The sequence below is a fragment of the Ruegeria sp. SAZA006 genome (assembly GCF_059613465.1).
The window spans coordinates 397743-412391 of the sequence record NZ_JBXWSO010000010.1; the positions used below are offsets into that span (position 1 = coordinate 397743).

Here is a 14649-nt window from a genome sequence, read left to right on the forward strand (position 1 = left end):
ATGCTTGCCACAACACAGAAAATCCGCCGCAACGGTCAGTGGGACGAAACCCATGGCACCGTGACGCTGAACTACGAAGACCGCTTTCTGCGCCGCCGAATGCTGCGCACCGCCCAGAACGAAGAGTTCTTGGTGGATCTGTCGCAGACGACCTCGCTGGACGGAGGGGACGCGTTCGAGCTGGCCGATGGTCGCCTGATCGAGGTGGTCGCCGCAGAAGAGGACCTGTTCGCCGTCACCGGCCCCGACCTGACCCGGTTGGCCTGGCATATCGGCAACCGCCACACCCCCTGCCAGATCCAGCCCGACCGCTTGGTGATCCGCCGCGACCATGTGATCCGCGACATGCTTTTGAAGCTTGGCGCGACGGTCCAGGACATCCGCGCGCCCTTCAGCCCCGAAGGCGGTGCCTATGGGCACGGACGGACGCATGGCCACAGCCACTGACCTTGATCTTCTGACGCTGGCGCAATGGCTGTCACCCGCCTACCCGGTGGGGGCTTTTGCCTATTCGCATGGGCTGGAACGCTTGGTTCAATCGGGTGCGGTGCACGATGCGGCCAGCCTGCGAGATTGGCTGCACGACGTGCTGGAACACGGTGCGGGATGGTCGGATGCCCTGTTTCTGACCGCCGCTTGGCGCGCCAAATCCGAGCTGGCCGTGACCGAACTTGACGATATGGCCCGCGCCTTCGCCGGCCCCTTCGAGCGCAGGTTCGAAACCGCGCAACAAGGCGCGGCCTTCTGCGGTGTGACGGCTGCTGTCTGGGGCATCGAACTGACGGAACTGACCTACCCCATCGCCGTCGGCTGCGCCGCACGCCAGACCGGTTTGCCGGTGGAACCGACCGCGCGGCTGTATCTGCATGCGTTCATCAGCAATCTTGTTTCGGCCGCGCAGCGGCTGATGCCCCTGGGCCAGACCGCTGCGCAAGGGGTGGTCCGAGACATGGCGCCCTTGTGCGCAAATCAGGCGCACGCGGCGGTGGAGGCCGATCTGTCCGCCCTTTCCGGCACCGCCTTTCTGGCCGAGATCGCGGCCATGCAACATGAAACCCAACAACCAAGGATATTCCGCACATGAGCAGCATGAACGGCCCTTTGCGGGTGGGCATCGGCGGCCCGGTCGGTGCGGGCAAGACCAGCCTGACCGCCGCCCTAGCCCGCGCGCTGCGCGATACCCACTCGATCGGGGTGATCACCAATGACATCTACACGCAGGAAGACGCCGAGGCGCTGATGCGCATGCAGATCCTGCCGCAGGACCGGGTGATCGGCGTGGAAACCGGAGGTTGCCCGCATACGGCGATCCGAGAGGATGCCTCGATCAATCTGGCCGCCGTGGCCGAGATGGTGCGCCGTCACCCCGAGGTCGAGATCGTTCTGATCGAATCCGGCGGTGACAACCTGTCGGCCACCTTCAGCCCGGAACTGGCGGATGTGACGATCTACGTGATCGACGTGGCCGCGGGCGAAGAGATCCCCCGCAAGGGTGGCCCCGCGATCACCCGGTCGGACATCCTGATCATCAACAAGATCGACCTTGCCCCGCACGTCGGAGCGGACCTTTCTGTGATGCAGCGCGACGCGGCCCGGATGCGCGGCGATCGGCCATTCGTATTCACCAACCTGCGGAGCGGTAGCGGAACGAATGAAATCATCGACCTGTTGGACAAGATCGCCGGCATCGACGCCGGGCGGCGTGCAACGGCGTAGGACCCACAACACGACTTTGGGGGTTTCCGGTTCCAGAATTTGGAACCTTGCGCCTGTCGGGTAATCCGATGTAACCGGACTCGACCACCGAAGCTGTCCTTGCGATAGCCCGGTGCGAGAAAGTTGCAGCCGGGCCGATCCTTCTAGGGGCCGCCCCATCACCTGAGGACCGCCGGTGAGCCCATTCGTCGTCGCGATCATTCTGTCGGCTGCCATCCTGCACGCCGTCTGGAACGCCATCGTCAAAACCGCGGGCGACCGGACGACGACGCTGGGGCTTGTGGCCTTCGGGCATGTGATCCCAGCCAGCGTGATGATCCTTGTCCTGCCCTTTCCGGGCGGCGACAGCTTTGTCTACATCCTTTTGTCCACCGTCGTGCATTTCGGTTATTACTTCATGCTGGGCAAAGCCTATCAGCATGGCGACCTCAGCGTGGTTTACCCGATCGCCCGAGGTATCGTTCCGGCGCTGGTGGCGCTTTGGGCCTATCTGTTGCTGGATGAGGTTCTGCCCCTGCAAGCCTGGATCGGCATCGGCCTTATCGCGTGCGGCATCCAACTCAGCAGTTGGAGCTCGCTCCGGCAGGGCGTCGGCGGCGCAGCGCTGGGGTTTGCGGTGGGTACCGGACTTTGCATCTCGGTCTATTCGGTTGTGGACGGTATTGGGGTGCGGCTGTCTGGAAACACACTCAGCTACTGGGCTTGGGGGGCGTTTCTGCACCTGTTCATCGCCGGTTTTGTGGGTCTTCGACGGCGGCAGGTTCTGACACAGCTTCCGGCGCGCACCTGGGCGATCGGCATCCTAGGCGGCTTCGTGTCGATGCTGGCTTATGGGCTGGTGCTGTATGCCAAGAATTTCGCACCGCTGGGGGCGGTCTCGGCGTTGCGGGAAACCTCAGTGATTTTTGCGGCCCTGATCGGGTTCGTCTTCCTGCACGAAGGGTATTGGGTGCGCAGGCTGGGGGCCGCCATCCTGATGGCGGGGGGCGTGGCGCTGGTTGGACTGTCGGGCTGAGCCGATCCGTCAGGTGCCGTAACGCGCCATGAACATGTCAACGGCGTTGGTGGCCACTTCGTCGATTTCCTCGTCCGAGAACCGGGTTTGGATCCCCAAAGCCGCGAGCGTCCACAGGCGCACCTTGCACAATTCCGAAAACTGCTCGGCGGCAAAATGCACGTCGTCAATCGCCAGTTCACCTTTGGCCACGGCTTTTTCCAGATACTCGGCCATCTGGCGCTGACCGTTGGCGGGGCCGGCCTCGTAGAACGCCTTGCCCAGTTCCGGGAACCTGTCACGCTCGGCTACGCAGATGCGGAACACCTGCTGCGCAAAATCCGATACCAGAAACCGAGTCAAATGCGTGGCGGTGATCATCAATGCCTCGCGTACCGGTTTGGTTTCGTCGATCATGGCCAGCACGTTTTCAGCCATGCGGCAACACTCGGTCTGCGCCACCTCGGAAAACAGAAGTCGTTTGTCCGGGAAATAGCTGTAGAGCGTCGCCTTCGACACACCCGCCGCGCGCGCGATGTCATCGACGCTTGCGCCTTCGAACCCATCCGCCATGAAAACCTCTCGGGCGCCGTTCAGAACCTGGTCGAATTTCCGTCCGGTACGCACGATGGTGGCGGCTTGGGTCATGGTGTCTCCTTGGCTGGGTGCTGCGACAAATCTATAAACCAGTCAGTTCAGTTTCAACGGTTTTCAATTCGGCTTGAAAGTTCCGTTACGCAGCGTAGATTAGAATAATTCTAAAACGAGGGTGGCTATGCGGTTTTTCACTCAGCGCAAACACTTCAGAGATCTGACCGAGCAGGAAGTTATTGCGCTAGCGATTTCGTCCGAGGAAGACGACGCGCGGATCTATAGGTCATATGCCGAAATGCTGCGCCCCGACTATCCGGCGACGGCCAAAATCTTCGATGGCATGGCTGCCGAGGAAGACGAGCACCGCCGTCGCCTGATCGGTCTGCACGAGGATCGGTTCGGCCCGGTGATCCCTCTGATCCGGCGCGAGCATGTAGCCGGTTACTACGCCCGCCGTCCGATCTGGCTGGTCGAGAATCTCGGAATCGAGCGAATCCGCGAAGAAGCCGAGATGATGGAGCGCGACGCGGAACGCTTCTATCTGGCGGCTGCTGGTCGTACGACCGATGCAGCAACACGCAAACTTCTGGGCGACCTAGCCGCGGCCGAAGCGGGACATCAAGCCGCGGCCGCCGAATTGGAAGAAGCTCACCTGGATCACGATGAAAAAGAAGCTGAAAAGGTGATTTCGCACCGGCAATTCATCTTGACCTGGGTCCAGCCGGGATTGGCCGGGCTGATGGACGGGTCAGTGTCGACCTTGGCGCCGATCTTCGCGACGGCCTTTGCCACGCACGACCCTTGGACGACCTTTCTTGTGGGCCTTGCAGCGTCAGTGGGCGCAGGTATTTCCATGGGCTTCACCGAAGCGGCATCGGACGATGGCGAGCTGTCGGGCCGTGGCTCACCGGTCAAGCGGGGTTTGGCGTCCGGCGTGATGACCACGGTCGGCGGATTGGGCCACGCCCTACCCTATCTGATCCCGGAATTCTGGACGGCCACGATCATTGCCTTCATCGTGGTGTTTTTCGAATTGTGGGCGATCGCGTGGATTCAGAACCGCTATATGGAAACTCCGTTCTTCCGTGCGGCTTTTCAGGTCGTTCTGGGCGGATCGCTGGTGCTGGCAGCCGGGATTTTGATCGGCAGCGGGTGATGACCCTGCTTGCGATGTGGTAATTCTATGTTACCAATCTGCGCATGGTCGATATCTTTCTGCGCACCCTGCCCTTCTTTGCGATCATCGGCCTGGGATACTGGGCCGGGCGCAGCCGGTTCTTCACCGAAGACGCCACGGCCTATCTGACCAAATTCGTATTCTATTTCGCTTTGTCGGCGATGCTGTTCCGCTTTGCCGCCACGCTGCCCTTTGCCGAGATCTTCAACGCGCGGCTGATGCTGGGCTATCTGATCGGCACCGCCGGCGTATACGCGCTGGCCACGTTAGTCGCCTATCTGCGTGGACTCGATATCCCCACCGCGGCGGTCGAGGCGCAATGCGCCGCTATCGGAAATGTGGGCTTTCTGGGTCTGCCGATGTTGGCCCTGCTGTTTTCCGAATCCGCCATCGGGCCGGTCATGCTGGTTCTGACGGTCGATCTGGTGGTGTTTTCCTCTCTGATCGTGATCCTGATCAACGGCGGGCGGGATGGTCGGCTGAGTGCCGGAACTTTGCGCCTGATCGGCCTTGGTTTGCTGAAGAACCCGATGATCGTCTCGATATCGGCCGGGTTGATCTGGTCTGCCCTGCAGATGCCGGTGCCGGCCCCGCTGAACGATTTTCTGACCATTTTGGGCGGCGCCGCCACGCCGGGCGCGCTGTTCGCCATCGGCGCCTCGCTGGCCAGCAAATCAGCCGAGCGGGTTCAGATCGCGCTCTGGCTCAGCTTTTGCAAACTTGCCGTGCATCCGGCCTGTGTGGCTGTGGTGCTGCTGTGGCTGCTGCCGACTGATCCTTTTGCCGCGGCGGTGGCTATCTCCGCCGCCGCCCTGCCTGTGGCCGGCAATGTCTACATGCTGGCGGCCCACTATGGCGTGGCGCCGCACCGGGCATCTGCCGCCATTCTACTGTCGACCATTGTCAGCATTCTGACCGTGCCGGTGGTCATCGCGTGGGTTGCCGCATTCTGACGCGGCGACTTCAAAATGCGTGCGAACATTGGTGCCCGGACTTTACGCCGGGGCCTTCGCCCGTTAGCCATGGCACGAACCCAACGTAAGGATGATGCCAGATGGAAACCCTTTCCGAAAACGCCTGTTTCGGTGGCGTGCAGGGCGTGTACCGCCACGCCTCGGCGGCGTGCCAGTGCGACATGACCTTTGGCCTGTTCCTGCCGGCCGAGGCCAAGGACGGCCCGGTTCCGGTCCTGTGGTATCTGTCGGGGCTGACCTGCACCCATGAAAACGCGATGGTCAAGGCGGGCGCGCAGGGCTGGGCCGCCGAACAGGGCATCGCGCTGGTCTTCCCCGACACCTCGCCGCGCGGCGAGGGGGTCGCCGACCACGAGGATTACGACCTGGGCAAGGGTGCCGGGTTCTATGTGAACGCTACTCAGGCCCCGTGGGCACCGCATTTCAACATGTGGGACTACGTGGCCGAGGAACTGCCCGCGCTGCTGGTCGAACACTTCGCCATCGATGGCGACCGCCAGGCCATCACCGGCCATTCCATGGGCGGCCACGGCGCGCTGACGCTGGCGATGAACCTTCCGGGCCGCTTCCGCTCGGTCTCGGCCTTTGCGCCGATCTCTAACCCCACGGCCAGCGACTGGGGCCGTAAGCAGCTGAGCGCCTATCTGGGCGATGACGAGGCCGCCTGGGCGAAGCACGACGCATCGTTGTTGACGAAGGAAAAGGGGTTCAATGGCCCGATCCTGATCGACACCGGCACCAACGACCAGTTCATCGACCTGCTGCGCCCCGAGGCGCTGGCCCAGGCCATCGCCGAGCGCCGTCAGCAGGCCACGAACCGCCTGCAGCCGGGCTATGACCACTCTTACTTCTTCGTTTCGACCTTCATGGAAGACCACGTCACCTTCCACGCCGAAGCGCTGTATGGGGACTGAGACATGAGCAAATACGACTACGATCTCATCATCATCGGCTCGGGTCCCTCGGGCAGGGCGGCCGCCATTCAGGCGGGCAAGCTGAAACGCAAGGTTCTGGTGGTTGACCGCCGTGACCGGTTGGGCGGCGTGTCGGTGCACACCGGGACGATCCCATCGAAGACACTCCGCGAAACGGTGTTGAACCTGTCGGGCTGGCGCGAGCGCAGCTTCTACGGCCGCTCGTATCGGGTCAAGGACCAGATCCGCGCCGAAGACCTCAAAGCCCGGCTGCACATGACGCTGGACTATGAGGTTGACGTGCTCGAACACCAGTTCAACCGCAACCACGTTGAAACCATGGACGGCGTAGCCCGTTTTGTCGGCCCACACGAGATCGAGGTCACAGCCGATGCGGGCGACACCACCCGCCTGACGGCCGCGAAATTCCTGATCTCGACCGGGACCAAAACCTATCGCCCCGATTACGTGCCCTTCAACGGCAAGACCATCGTCGATGGCGACGAGTTTCTTGAAATGGCCGAGATCCCGCGCTCGCTCTGCGTGATCGGCGCGGGCGTGATCGGGGTCGAGTATGCCACGATGTTCTCGGCGCTGGATGTGCGGGTGACGCTGATCGAACCGCGCGAGACCTTTCTGGATTTCATCGACAAGACCCTGATCCAGGAATTCACCCACCAGATCCGCGAAAACGGGGTGGACCTGCGCCTGGGCTCGGCCGTGGAAAAGATCGAGGACGCCGGCAAGCATGTCGAGATCACAATGTCAAACGGCCGCCATGTCCGGGCCGAGATGCTGCTGTTTGCGGCGGGCCGCATGGGCAACACCTCGGCGCTGAATCTGGGTGCGGTTGGGATCGAAACCGACCACCGCAACCGCATTTCGGTGGACCGCAAGACCTATCAGACCTCGGTGCCGCATATCTATGCCACCGGGGACGTGATCGGGCATCCGTCGCTGGCCTCGACCTCGATGCAGCAGGGACGCGTTGCGGCCTGCCACGCGCTTGAGACCCCTACCCTGCCAGAAAGCCCTTGGTTCCCTTACGGCATCTACTCGGTGCCCGAAATCTCGACCTGCGGCATGTCCGAGGAAGAGCTGCAGGAACGCGGCATTCCCTACGAGGTGGGCGTGGCCCGGTTCCGCGAGACCTCGCGCGGGCATATCATGGGGCTCGAGCATGGGATGCTGAAGATGCTGTTCTCGTTGAAAACCCGCCGGGTGCTGGGCGTTCAGATCGTCGGCGAGGGCGCGACCGAGTTGATCCACATCGCCCAGGCGGTGCTGAACCTGAAGGGCACGGTGGACTATTTCGTGCAGAACACCTTCAACTATCCGACCCTGGCCGAGGCCTACAAGATTGCCGGGCTCGACGCCTTCAACCGGATGCCGATCCCGGACGAGTTCAAGGTGCGCAAATCCGATGCCCCCGAGCCAGCAAAGTTGGCGCCCAAGAAGGCCAAGCAAGCGTGACGACCCTGTATGTCGATGGCGACGCCTGCCCGGTGAAGGCCGAGGCCGAACGCGTCGCCACGCGGCACAAGGTGCCGATGGTGGTGGTGGCGAATGGCGGGCTGCGCCCGCCGGCCAACCCGCTGGTTCAGATCGTGACCGTGGCCCAGGGCGCGGACGAGGCCGACAAGTGGATCGCCGAGCGGTGCGGCGCGGGCGACATCGTCATCACCTCGGACATCCCGTTGGCCGCCAATTGCGTCCAGGCCGGCGCGCGGGTGCTGCGCCCCAATGGCGAGGCCTTCACCGCCGCCAATATCGGTCAGCAACTGGCGATGCGCGATCTGATGGCGGATCTGCGCGCCGCCAATCCGCTGGGCGCCGGGGGCGGTGGCAAACCGTTTTCCAAGGCTGACCGATCGCGGTTTCTGGACGCGCTCGAGCGTGAGATGCGCGCCGCCCTGCGCGGCTGAGTTTGGCCTTGCATCCCGCTCGGCGGGTTGGTTCAGTCAGCCCCAAACGCAACACAAGCGAACAGGAACCCCCATGCCCGTAGAAGCGGTTGTTTTTGACATCGGCAACGTTCTGATCGAATGGCAGCCCGAGCGGTATTATGACCGTGTGATCGGCGAGGACAGGCGCCGCGAGATGTTCTCGGCCGTCGATCTGCACGGCATGAACGACCTGGTCGATCAGGGGCATCACTTCACCGACACGATCTATGCCTGGGCCGAGAAATACCCCGATTGGCGCGACGAAATCCGCATGTGGCACGACAACTGGATCGAACTGGCCGCGCCCGAGATTCCGCATTCGGTCCGGCTGCAGCGCGCGCTGCGGGCCAAGGGCGTGCCGGTCTTTGCGCTGACCAATTTCGGGGTACAGAATTTCGACTATGCCACCAACGTCTATCCGTTCCTGAACGAGTTCGACCGGCACTACGTCTCGGGGCGCATGAAGATGGTGAAACCGCATGTCCCGATCTACCAGATGGTCGAACAGGATTGCGGCCTGCCACCCGAGACGCTGCTGTTCACCGACGACCGGATCGACAATATCGAAACCGCCCGTGGCCGTGGATGGCAGACCCACCATTTCGACGGCCCGAAGGGCTGGGCCGAAAGGCTGGTGGCCGAAGGTCTGCTCTCCTCGGACGAGGCCGCCTGATCCTATGCGGCAGCGGGCTGCGCGGGGCGGTTTTCGCGGATCGGCAGGTGCACGATCGCGCTGAAGGCGCCGATGGCCACGCCGATCCACCAGACAATGGTGTAATCGCCGTACAGGTCATACATGCGGCCGCCCAGCCAGATGCCCAGGAAACTTCCGACCTGATGGCTGAAGAAGATGATGCCATACAGCGTGCCCATGTAGCGCAAACCGTAAAGATGTGCGACGAGGCCTGAGGTCAACGGGATCGTCGCCAGCCACAGTGACCCCATGACCAGCGAGAACAGGATCACGGTCATAGGCGTGATGGGAAACAGGATGAACGCTGCGGCCGCGATCGTGCGCCCGGTATAAACCGCCGCCAGAAGGTATTTCTTGGGGAAGTGATTGCCCGCCCACCCGGCCAGCAGGGTGCCTCCGATATTGGCGAGCCCGATCAACGAGATCGCCAGCGCACCCAAAGCAGACGTTGTGGTGATGCCCATCGCATGCAGGACTCCGCCGGATTGGATCGGGCCGCACATCTCGGTCACGAAGGCCGGGAAGTGCGCGGTGATGAAACCCAGTTGATAGCCGCAGCTGAAAAAACCCAGGAATATCAGCGCATAGGACGGGTCGCGGAAGGCGCGGCCTAGGATCTTGCCCATGCTTTCTTCCAATTCGGCCTTGCTGACCTGCGCGGGCGCGCGCATGAAAGGCAGCGTCAGCACAAGGGCCAGAATGGCAATGGCGAAGATGATGAACACCTGCTGCCACGGCAGGAAGGTCAGCATCCATTCGGCCGTCGGCGCACCGATCACCTGCCCAAAGCTGCCCGCCGCCGTCACGATCGCCAGCGACATCGAGCGGTTCTGATCCGTCGCGGCCCGCCCGACCACCGCCAGCACCACACCAAAGCCCGTGCCCGCGATACCGAAGCCGACCAACCAGGCATAGAGTTGGTGCCCGAAGGGCGTGACGGACCAGGCCGACAGGACCATCCCCGCCGCATAGGTCAGCGCACCCAGAATGATCGCCCGCCGGTCGCCCATCTTTTCGGCGATGGCGGCAAAGATCGGCTGGCCGATGCCCCAGGCCAGGTTCTGGATCGCGATGGCCAGCGAGAAATCGGTGCGCAGCCAGCCGAACTCCTCGGCGATCGGAATCTGGAACACGCCGAACGAGGCGCGCACGGCGAAGCTGACCGTGATGATCACGCATCCGACGATCAGCACCGGGTTGAGCAGACGGGCGGTTGGGGTCATGGGGCCTCCGGTTTCAGCCCGCCGACAGTATCCACTTGGGCTCGCTCGTCAATTCAGGAGTTTTGCGGTCACGATTAACCAAAATTGATGCATGTCGGGGGATGCCTTCTTTTCAATGGCGCGGGTGGGCGCTATGGCTCGGGCCATGACCGACATGATCTCGTTGTACGAGGCCCGCGTTGCCGATGGCACCCTGAACCGCGACGACGCGCAAGAGGCCGTTCTGCCCCAGTTCGAGCGTATCCGGGCGGCTTTGGCCGCACCGGTGAAACGCGGGCTGTTCCGTAAGGCACCGCCGCCGCCCAAAGGTTTGTACCTGTGGGGCGGCGTGGGGCGCGGCAAGTCCATGTTGATGGACATGTTCGTCGAAACACTGGGGCATATTCCGGCCCGGCGCGTTCATTTCCATGCCTTCATGCAGGAAATCCACGCGGGCATGCATGAGGCGCGCGAAACCGGCGTGCAGGATGCACTGGCGCCGGTGGCGGCCTCGGTCGTGAATTCCGTGCGCCTGCTGGCCTTTGACGAGATGCAGATCACCGACATCACTGACGCGATGATCGTCGGGCGGCTGTTCGACCTGCTGCACGCGGGAGGCGTCGTCGTTGTGACCACCTCGAACCGGCATCCCGACGATCTGTACAAGGATGGCCTGAACCGGCAGCTGTTCCTGCCCTTCATCCACCACATCAAGCAGCAGCTCGAAGTGTGGGAGCTGACGTCGCCCACGGATTACCGGCAGAACCGGCTCGAGGGCTCGCCGGTCTATTTCACACCTATCGGACCCGAGGCGCGAGAGAAGATCCGGGCCGTGTGGGCCGACCTGTCCGGTGGGCCGGCCGAACCCTTGACCCTACACGTCAAGGGGCGCGAGGTGGTGTTGCCCGCGTTTCGCAATGGTGTGGCACGGGCTTCGTTCTACGATCTGTGCGGCCGGATGCTGGGGCCGGGGGACTATCTTGCCATTGCTGATGCGGTAAAAGTATTGGTGCTCGAGGACATACCGCGCCTGTCGCGCAACAACTTCAACGAGGCGAAGCGGTTCGTCACGTTGATCGATGCGCTGTATGAGGCGAAGGTGAGGTTGATCTGTTCAGCGGCCGCCGAGCCCGAGATGCTGTATGTCGAGGGGGAAGGTGTTTTCGAGTTCGAGCGCACAGCCTCGCGCCTGCGGGAGATGCAGGCGCAGGACTGGGGACAATAGCGAGCGTTGCCTCTGCCGTAGCTGTGGCTCAATGAATCGTCAGCCGTTTTCGCGCAAGATGTTGCCAGCAAGGTAGAGCGAGCCGCAGATTAGCACGCGCGCCTTAGGGTCGGCTTTGACGATGGTGTCGAGGGCTTGGGACACACTGCTGGCGGTCGTCGCGGGCAGGTTCACCGATTTGGCGGCGGCGGCGGTTTCGGCGGCGCTCAGCGTGTTGGTCTCGCCCGGGATGGAAACGGCGGTCAGGCTTGCGGCTTGCAGGGCAAGCGGGGAGAGGTAGCCGGTCACGTCCTTGGTGTTGAGCATGCCGCAGATCAGGTGTGTGGGTCGCGGGGGCAGCTTGGCCAAGACGTCCGCCAGCGCGACGCCGGCGGCGGCGTTGTGGCCGCCGTCCAGCCAGAGTTCGGCCTGAGGCGCCTGTTCGACGAGCGGGCCGGTCTTCAGGCGCTGCATCCGGGCGGGCCATTCGGCACGGGTGACCGCGGCCTCGTAGGCCTCGTCGCCCAGGTCGAGGTGGCGCAGGACCGCCAGTGCGGCGCCGGCGTTCTGGATCTGATGGGCCCCCAGCAGGTTTGGCAGCGGCAGGTCGCGCAGTCCGGTTTCGTCCTGGTAGATCAGGCGGCCAAGTTCCTCGTGGACGTGCCAGTGCTGTCCGTAAGCCAGCAGCGGTGCGCCGAGGCGGGCGGCGGTGGCCTCGATGACCTCCATCGCTTCGTCCGGTTGCGGGCCGACGATGCAGGGCACGTCGCGCTTGATGATGCCGGCCTTTTCGGTGGCGATCTTGGCTAGCGTGTTGCCCAGGAACTGTTCGTGATCGATCGAGATCGGGGTGATGACCGAAACGGCAGGCTTCGCGATCACGTTGGTGGCGTCGAGCCGCCCGCCAAGACCGACCTCGAGCAGCGTGTAGTCGGCAGGTGCGCGGGAAAAGGCCAGCAAGGCCGCGCAGGTGGTAATCTCGAAATAGGTAATGTTCGCGTCGCCATTGGCGGTGTAACACTCATCCAGAACGGCGGTCAGGTCGGGTTCCGAGATCAGCTCGCCCGCCAGCCGGATACGTTCGTGGAACCGCGCTAGATGCGGTGAGGTATAGGCATGGGCCGTCAGCCCGGCCCCTTCCAGCCCGGCACGGATCATCGCCTGGGTCGAGCCCTTGCCGTTGGTGCCGGCGATATGGATCACCGGGGGCAGTTTGTCCTGCGGGTTGTTCAAGGCCTTTAGCAGACGCCAGACACGGTCCAAGGTCAGGTCGATGATCTTGGGGTGCAGCGCCATCATCCGGTCGAGGATGACGTCGGATGTGGGCCCGGTCATTTCTTGGGCTGGTCTTCGGCAGGCTTGCTCTGCGCGTCAGGCTGTTCGGCCGCGCCCTCGTTCGGGGCGGGCAGATCGCCTTTGACCGCCGGGGGCAGACCCATCAGCATCCGGGTGATGGTGATCAGCTCGTCCCGCATCTCGGTCCGTTTGGTGACGCGGTCCAGCATGCCGTGATCCAGCAGGTATTCGGCGCGCTGGAAGCCGTCGGGCAGTTTCTCACGGATCGTCTGCTCGATCACGCGGGGGCCAGCGAAACAGATCAACGCGTTCGGCTCGGCAATATGCACGTCGCCGAGCATCGCGTAGGACGCCGTAACGCCGCCGGTGGTGGGATGGGTCAGAACGACGATATAAGGCAGGCCGGCCTCTTTCAGCATCTCCACCGCGACCGTGGTGCGCGGCATCTGCATCAGGCTGAGGATGCCCTCCTGCATCCGGGCGCCGCCGGCGGCGGAGAACAGGATCAGCGGGCGCTTGAGCTTCACCGCCTCTTGCGCGGCGGCGATGATGGCGTTGCCCACATACATACCCATCGAACCGCCCATGAACGAGAAATCCTGCGCCGCGGCCACGATCGGCGTGCGGCCGATCTCGCCGGTGGCAACCAGCATCGCTTCTTTCTCGCCGGTCTTTTTCTGCGCTGCCTTCATGCGGTCGGGGTATTTCTTCTGATCGCGGAACTGCAGCGGGTCTTCCTTGGGCGCGGGCACTGCGACTTCGGTGAAAATACCACCGTCGAACAGATGCTTGAACCGTTCGCGCGGGGTGATCAGCATATGGTGTCCGCACTGGGTACAGACATTCTGGTTGTCCGCCAGTTCACGGTGGAACAGCATCGTTCCGCACTCGTCGCATTTGTGCCAGAGATTCTCGGGCACCTCACGGCGGGAGAAGATCGAGTTGATCCGGGGGCGGACGTAGTTTGTGATCCAGTTCATGTCGGAACCTTGCTGATGCGGGTTGCAGTCAAATAAGACGCTACGGAAGGAAATGCAATCAGCGCCTGAGTGCAAGTCGCGCGACAAGCCAGCTGACGATCATCACCGCGAAATCCACGACAAGCCACTGGCGCAGGATACCGGTGTCCGATGTTTCGAACGGAAGATGATAGAGGGCCAACCCACTCAGACCGTCAGGCAACGAGACAATCAGCAGAGCCGTTACATTGTTGGCAAAATGCATGGCGATTGCGGGTCCCAGCGTCCCTGCCCTGGCGGTGATGTCGGCACTAAGCAGGCCAAAGACAAAGGCCCAACCTGCGATCAGGATCGCATTGTCACCTGCCGCAAGCGGTGCGTAGTGCCCGGCGGCAAAGATAAGGGACGGTACGCCCATCCAAATCCACGGGGCCCTGAACCGGGCGGCCAGCGATTGTTGCAGGAACCCGCGGAACAGAATCTCTTCGGCGCTGACCTGAATAAGGACAGCCACCAGCGCCAGCGGCAACAGCAGCAGCCACCTGAAAACCGGCAGGTTTGGCTCCAACGGCGGTCCCATATCGTATGGCGGCAGAACAAAAAGCAAGGCGCCCAACACGACCAGCGCCCGCAAAACCCGCCAGAATTGCCGTGCAGTCAGAATCGGCGGCCCGACCACCGAGATCAGTTTCCGGTGCTGCACCTGTCGCACGGCCAATCCGACGCCCAGCGTGGCAAAGTAGAAACTGGAAAGGATGACCAGCAGCGCCAGGGCCGATGAACCGTCTTCGAAACCGGACACCAGTTCGGCCGAACCAAAGGCGGTTACAGCGGCCAGGAGAACCAGATTCAGTGCCAGCACGACGACCGTGATGATCGCGAACCCCAGCAGCAGCCGCCAGAGTTCGGGAAAAGCCCTGGTCGGCGCCACCAAGATTTCGTGCGGGGCATAGGCCGGGTGTGGCTGCGGGTCACGCAT

General features: G+C 62.9%; 16 protein-coding genes. 11 read left to right on the forward strand and 5 right to left on the reverse strand.

Annotated features, from left to right (window positions below):
- The 4 genes from AC2FNZ_RS11335 (at position 1) to AC2FNZ_RS11350 (ending at position 2731) form a co-directional block, all read left to right on the forward strand.
- Positions 1-447 carry an urease accessory protein UreE gene (locus tag AC2FNZ_RS11335; RefSeq protein ID WP_496840702.1) on the forward strand — a complete coding sequence of 149 codons (447 nt, stop codon included), beginning with the start codon at positions 1-3 and terminating at the stop codon, positions 445-447.
- Positions 431-1084 carry an urease accessory protein UreF gene (locus tag AC2FNZ_RS11340; RefSeq protein WP_496840703.1) on the forward strand — a complete coding sequence of 218 codons (654 nt, stop codon included), beginning with the start codon at positions 431-433 and terminating at the stop codon, positions 1082-1084. The genes AC2FNZ_RS11335 and AC2FNZ_RS11340 overlap by 17 nt, the downstream gene beginning before the upstream one ends.
- Complete coding sequence (ureG, locus tag AC2FNZ_RS11345) at positions 1081-1716, forward strand: urease accessory protein UreG (protein ID WP_496840704.1); 636 nt, start codon at positions 1081-1083, stop codon at positions 1714-1716. The genes AC2FNZ_RS11340 and ureG overlap by 4 nt, the downstream gene beginning before the upstream one ends.
- Before the next feature lie 175 nt (positions 1717-1891).
- Entirely contained in the window at positions 1892-2731 is an 840-nt protein-coding gene (locus AC2FNZ_RS11350; RefSeq protein WP_093963333.1) for an EamA family transporter, read from the forward strand.
- Between the two features lie 9 nt (positions 2732-2740).
- Here the strand turns inward: AC2FNZ_RS11350 and AC2FNZ_RS11355 are convergent, their stop codons facing one another.
- Positions 2741-3358 (reverse strand): TetR/AcrR family transcriptional regulator, encoded by a 618-nt coding sequence (locus AC2FNZ_RS11355; protein WP_170435732.1) that lies wholly within the window; start codon positions 3356-3358, stop codon positions 2741-2743.
- Positions 3359-3485: 127 nt separating this feature from the next.
- Here AC2FNZ_RS11355 and mbfA point away from each other — a divergent pair, with 127 nt between their 5' ends.
- From mbfA to AC2FNZ_RS11385, 6 genes are all read left to right on the forward strand, one after another.
- Positions 3486-4460: an iron exporter MbfA gene (gene mbfA, locus AC2FNZ_RS11360; protein WP_093963335.1), complete on the forward strand. Its 975-nt coding sequence runs from the start codon at positions 3486-3488 to the stop codon at positions 4458-4460.
- A 44-nt stretch (positions 4461-4504) separates the two neighbouring features.
- On the forward strand, positions 4505-5434 hold the full coding sequence (locus AC2FNZ_RS11365) for an AEC family transporter (protein WP_496833720.1): 930 nt from the start codon (positions 4505-4507) through the stop codon (positions 5432-5434).
- A 101-nt stretch (positions 5435-5535) separates the two neighbouring features.
- Complete coding sequence (gene fghA / locus AC2FNZ_RS11370) at positions 5536-6369, forward strand: S-formylglutathione hydrolase (RefSeq protein ID WP_496833722.1); 834 nt, start codon at positions 5536-5538, stop codon at positions 6367-6369.
- 3 nt (positions 6370-6372) lie between these two features.
- Complete coding sequence (gene sthA / locus AC2FNZ_RS11375; protein ID WP_093963338.1) at positions 6373-7842, forward strand: Si-specific NAD(P)(+) transhydrogenase; 1470 nt, start codon at positions 6373-6375, stop codon at positions 7840-7842.
- Positions 7839-8294, forward strand: coding sequence for a YaiI/YqxD family protein (locus AC2FNZ_RS11380; protein ID WP_496840705.1), 456 nt, complete (start codon positions 7839-7841; stop codon positions 8292-8294). The genes sthA and AC2FNZ_RS11380 overlap by 4 nt, the downstream gene beginning before the upstream one ends.
- A 73-nt stretch (positions 8295-8367) precedes the next feature.
- Positions 8368-8988 (forward strand): HAD family hydrolase, encoded by a 621-nt coding sequence (locus tag AC2FNZ_RS11385; protein ID WP_496840706.1) that lies wholly within the window; start codon positions 8368-8370, stop codon positions 8986-8988.
- A 2-nt stretch (positions 8989-8990) separates the two neighbouring features.
- On the opposite strand, the gene AC2FNZ_RS11390 is transcribed toward AC2FNZ_RS11385, so the two are convergent.
- Positions 8991-10232, reverse strand: coding sequence for an MFS transporter (locus AC2FNZ_RS11390; protein WP_496840707.1), 1242 nt, complete (start codon positions 10230-10232; stop codon positions 8991-8993).
- A 145-nt stretch (positions 10233-10377) separates the two neighbouring features.
- Between AC2FNZ_RS11390 and zapE the strand changes: the two genes are divergently transcribed.
- Positions 10378-11436, forward strand: coding sequence for a cell division protein ZapE (gene zapE / locus AC2FNZ_RS11395; protein ID WP_093963756.1), 1059 nt, complete (start codon positions 10378-10380; stop codon positions 11434-11436).
- Between the two features lie 39 nt (positions 11437-11475).
- Here the strand turns inward: zapE and AC2FNZ_RS11400 are convergent, their stop codons facing one another.
- Genes AC2FNZ_RS11400 through AC2FNZ_RS11410 form a run of 3 tightly spaced genes read right to left on the reverse strand, consistent with a single transcriptional unit; the run spans position 11476 to position 14649 of the window.
- The gene (locus tag AC2FNZ_RS11400) at positions 11476-12750 is read right to left on the reverse strand and encodes a bifunctional folylpolyglutamate synthase/dihydrofolate synthase (RefSeq protein WP_496840708.1); all 1275 of its coding nucleotides are present in this window, start codon (positions 12748-12750) and stop codon (positions 11476-11478) included.
- Positions 12747-13691: an acetyl-CoA carboxylase, carboxyltransferase subunit beta gene (accD, locus tag AC2FNZ_RS11405; RefSeq protein WP_496840709.1), complete on the reverse strand. Its 945-nt coding sequence runs from the start codon at positions 13689-13691 to the stop codon at positions 12747-12749. The genes AC2FNZ_RS11400 and accD overlap by 4 nt, the downstream gene beginning before the upstream one ends.
- A 58-nt stretch (positions 13692-13749) precedes the next feature.
- The gene (locus AC2FNZ_RS11410) at positions 13750-14649 is read right to left on the reverse strand and encodes a CPBP family intramembrane glutamic endopeptidase (RefSeq protein WP_496840710.1); all 900 of its coding nucleotides are present in this window, start codon (positions 14647-14649) and stop codon (positions 13750-13752) included.

Coding starts and splice junctions, on each gene's coding strand:
- ureG (WP_496840704.1), top strand. CDS start 1,081: ATGAGCAGCATGAACGGCCCTTTGCGGGTGGGCATCGGCGGCCCGGTC.
- AC2FNZ_RS11365 (WP_496833720.1), top strand. CDS start 4,505: ATGGTCGATATCTTTCTGCGCACCCTGCCCTTCTTTGCGATCATCGGC.
- accD (WP_496840709.1), bottom strand. CDS start 13,691: ATGAACTGGATCACAAACTACGTCCGCCCCCGGATCAACTCGATCTTC.
- mbfA (WP_093963335.1), top strand. CDS start 3,486: ATGCGGTTTTTCACTCAGCGCAAACACTTCAGAGATCTGACCGAGCAG.
- AC2FNZ_RS11340 (WP_496840703.1), top strand. CDS start 431: ATGGCCACAGCCACTGACCTTGATCTTCTGACGCTGGCGCAATGGCTG.
- fghA (WP_496833722.1), top strand. CDS start 5,536: ATGGAAACCCTTTCCGAAAACGCCTGTTTCGGTGGCGTGCAGGGCGTG.
- sthA (WP_093963338.1), top strand. CDS start 6,373: ATGAGCAAATACGACTACGATCTCATCATCATCGGCTCGGGTCCCTCG.
- AC2FNZ_RS11410 (WP_496840710.1), bottom strand. CDS start 14,649: ATGCGTGACCCGCAGCCACACCCGGCCTATGCCCCGCACGAAATCTTG.
- AC2FNZ_RS11390 (WP_496840707.1), bottom strand. CDS start 10,232: ATGACCCCAACCGCCCGTCTGCTCAACCCGGTGCTGATCGTCGGATGC.
- AC2FNZ_RS11400 (WP_496840708.1), bottom strand. CDS start 12,750: ATGACCGGGCCCACATCCGACGTCATCCTCGACCGGATGATGGCGCTG.
- zapE (WP_093963756.1), top strand. CDS start 10,378: ATGACCGACATGATCTCGTTGTACGAGGCCCGCGTTGCCGATGGCACC.
- AC2FNZ_RS11385 (WP_496840706.1), top strand. CDS start 8,368: ATGCCCGTAGAAGCGGTTGTTTTTGACATCGGCAACGTTCTGATCGAA.
- AC2FNZ_RS11335 (WP_496840702.1), top strand. CDS start 1: ATGCTTGCCACAACACAGAAAATCCGCCGCAACGGTCAGTGGGACGAA.
- AC2FNZ_RS11355 (WP_170435732.1), bottom strand. CDS start 3,358: ATGACCCAAGCCGCCACCATCGTGCGTACCGGACGGAAATTCGACCAG.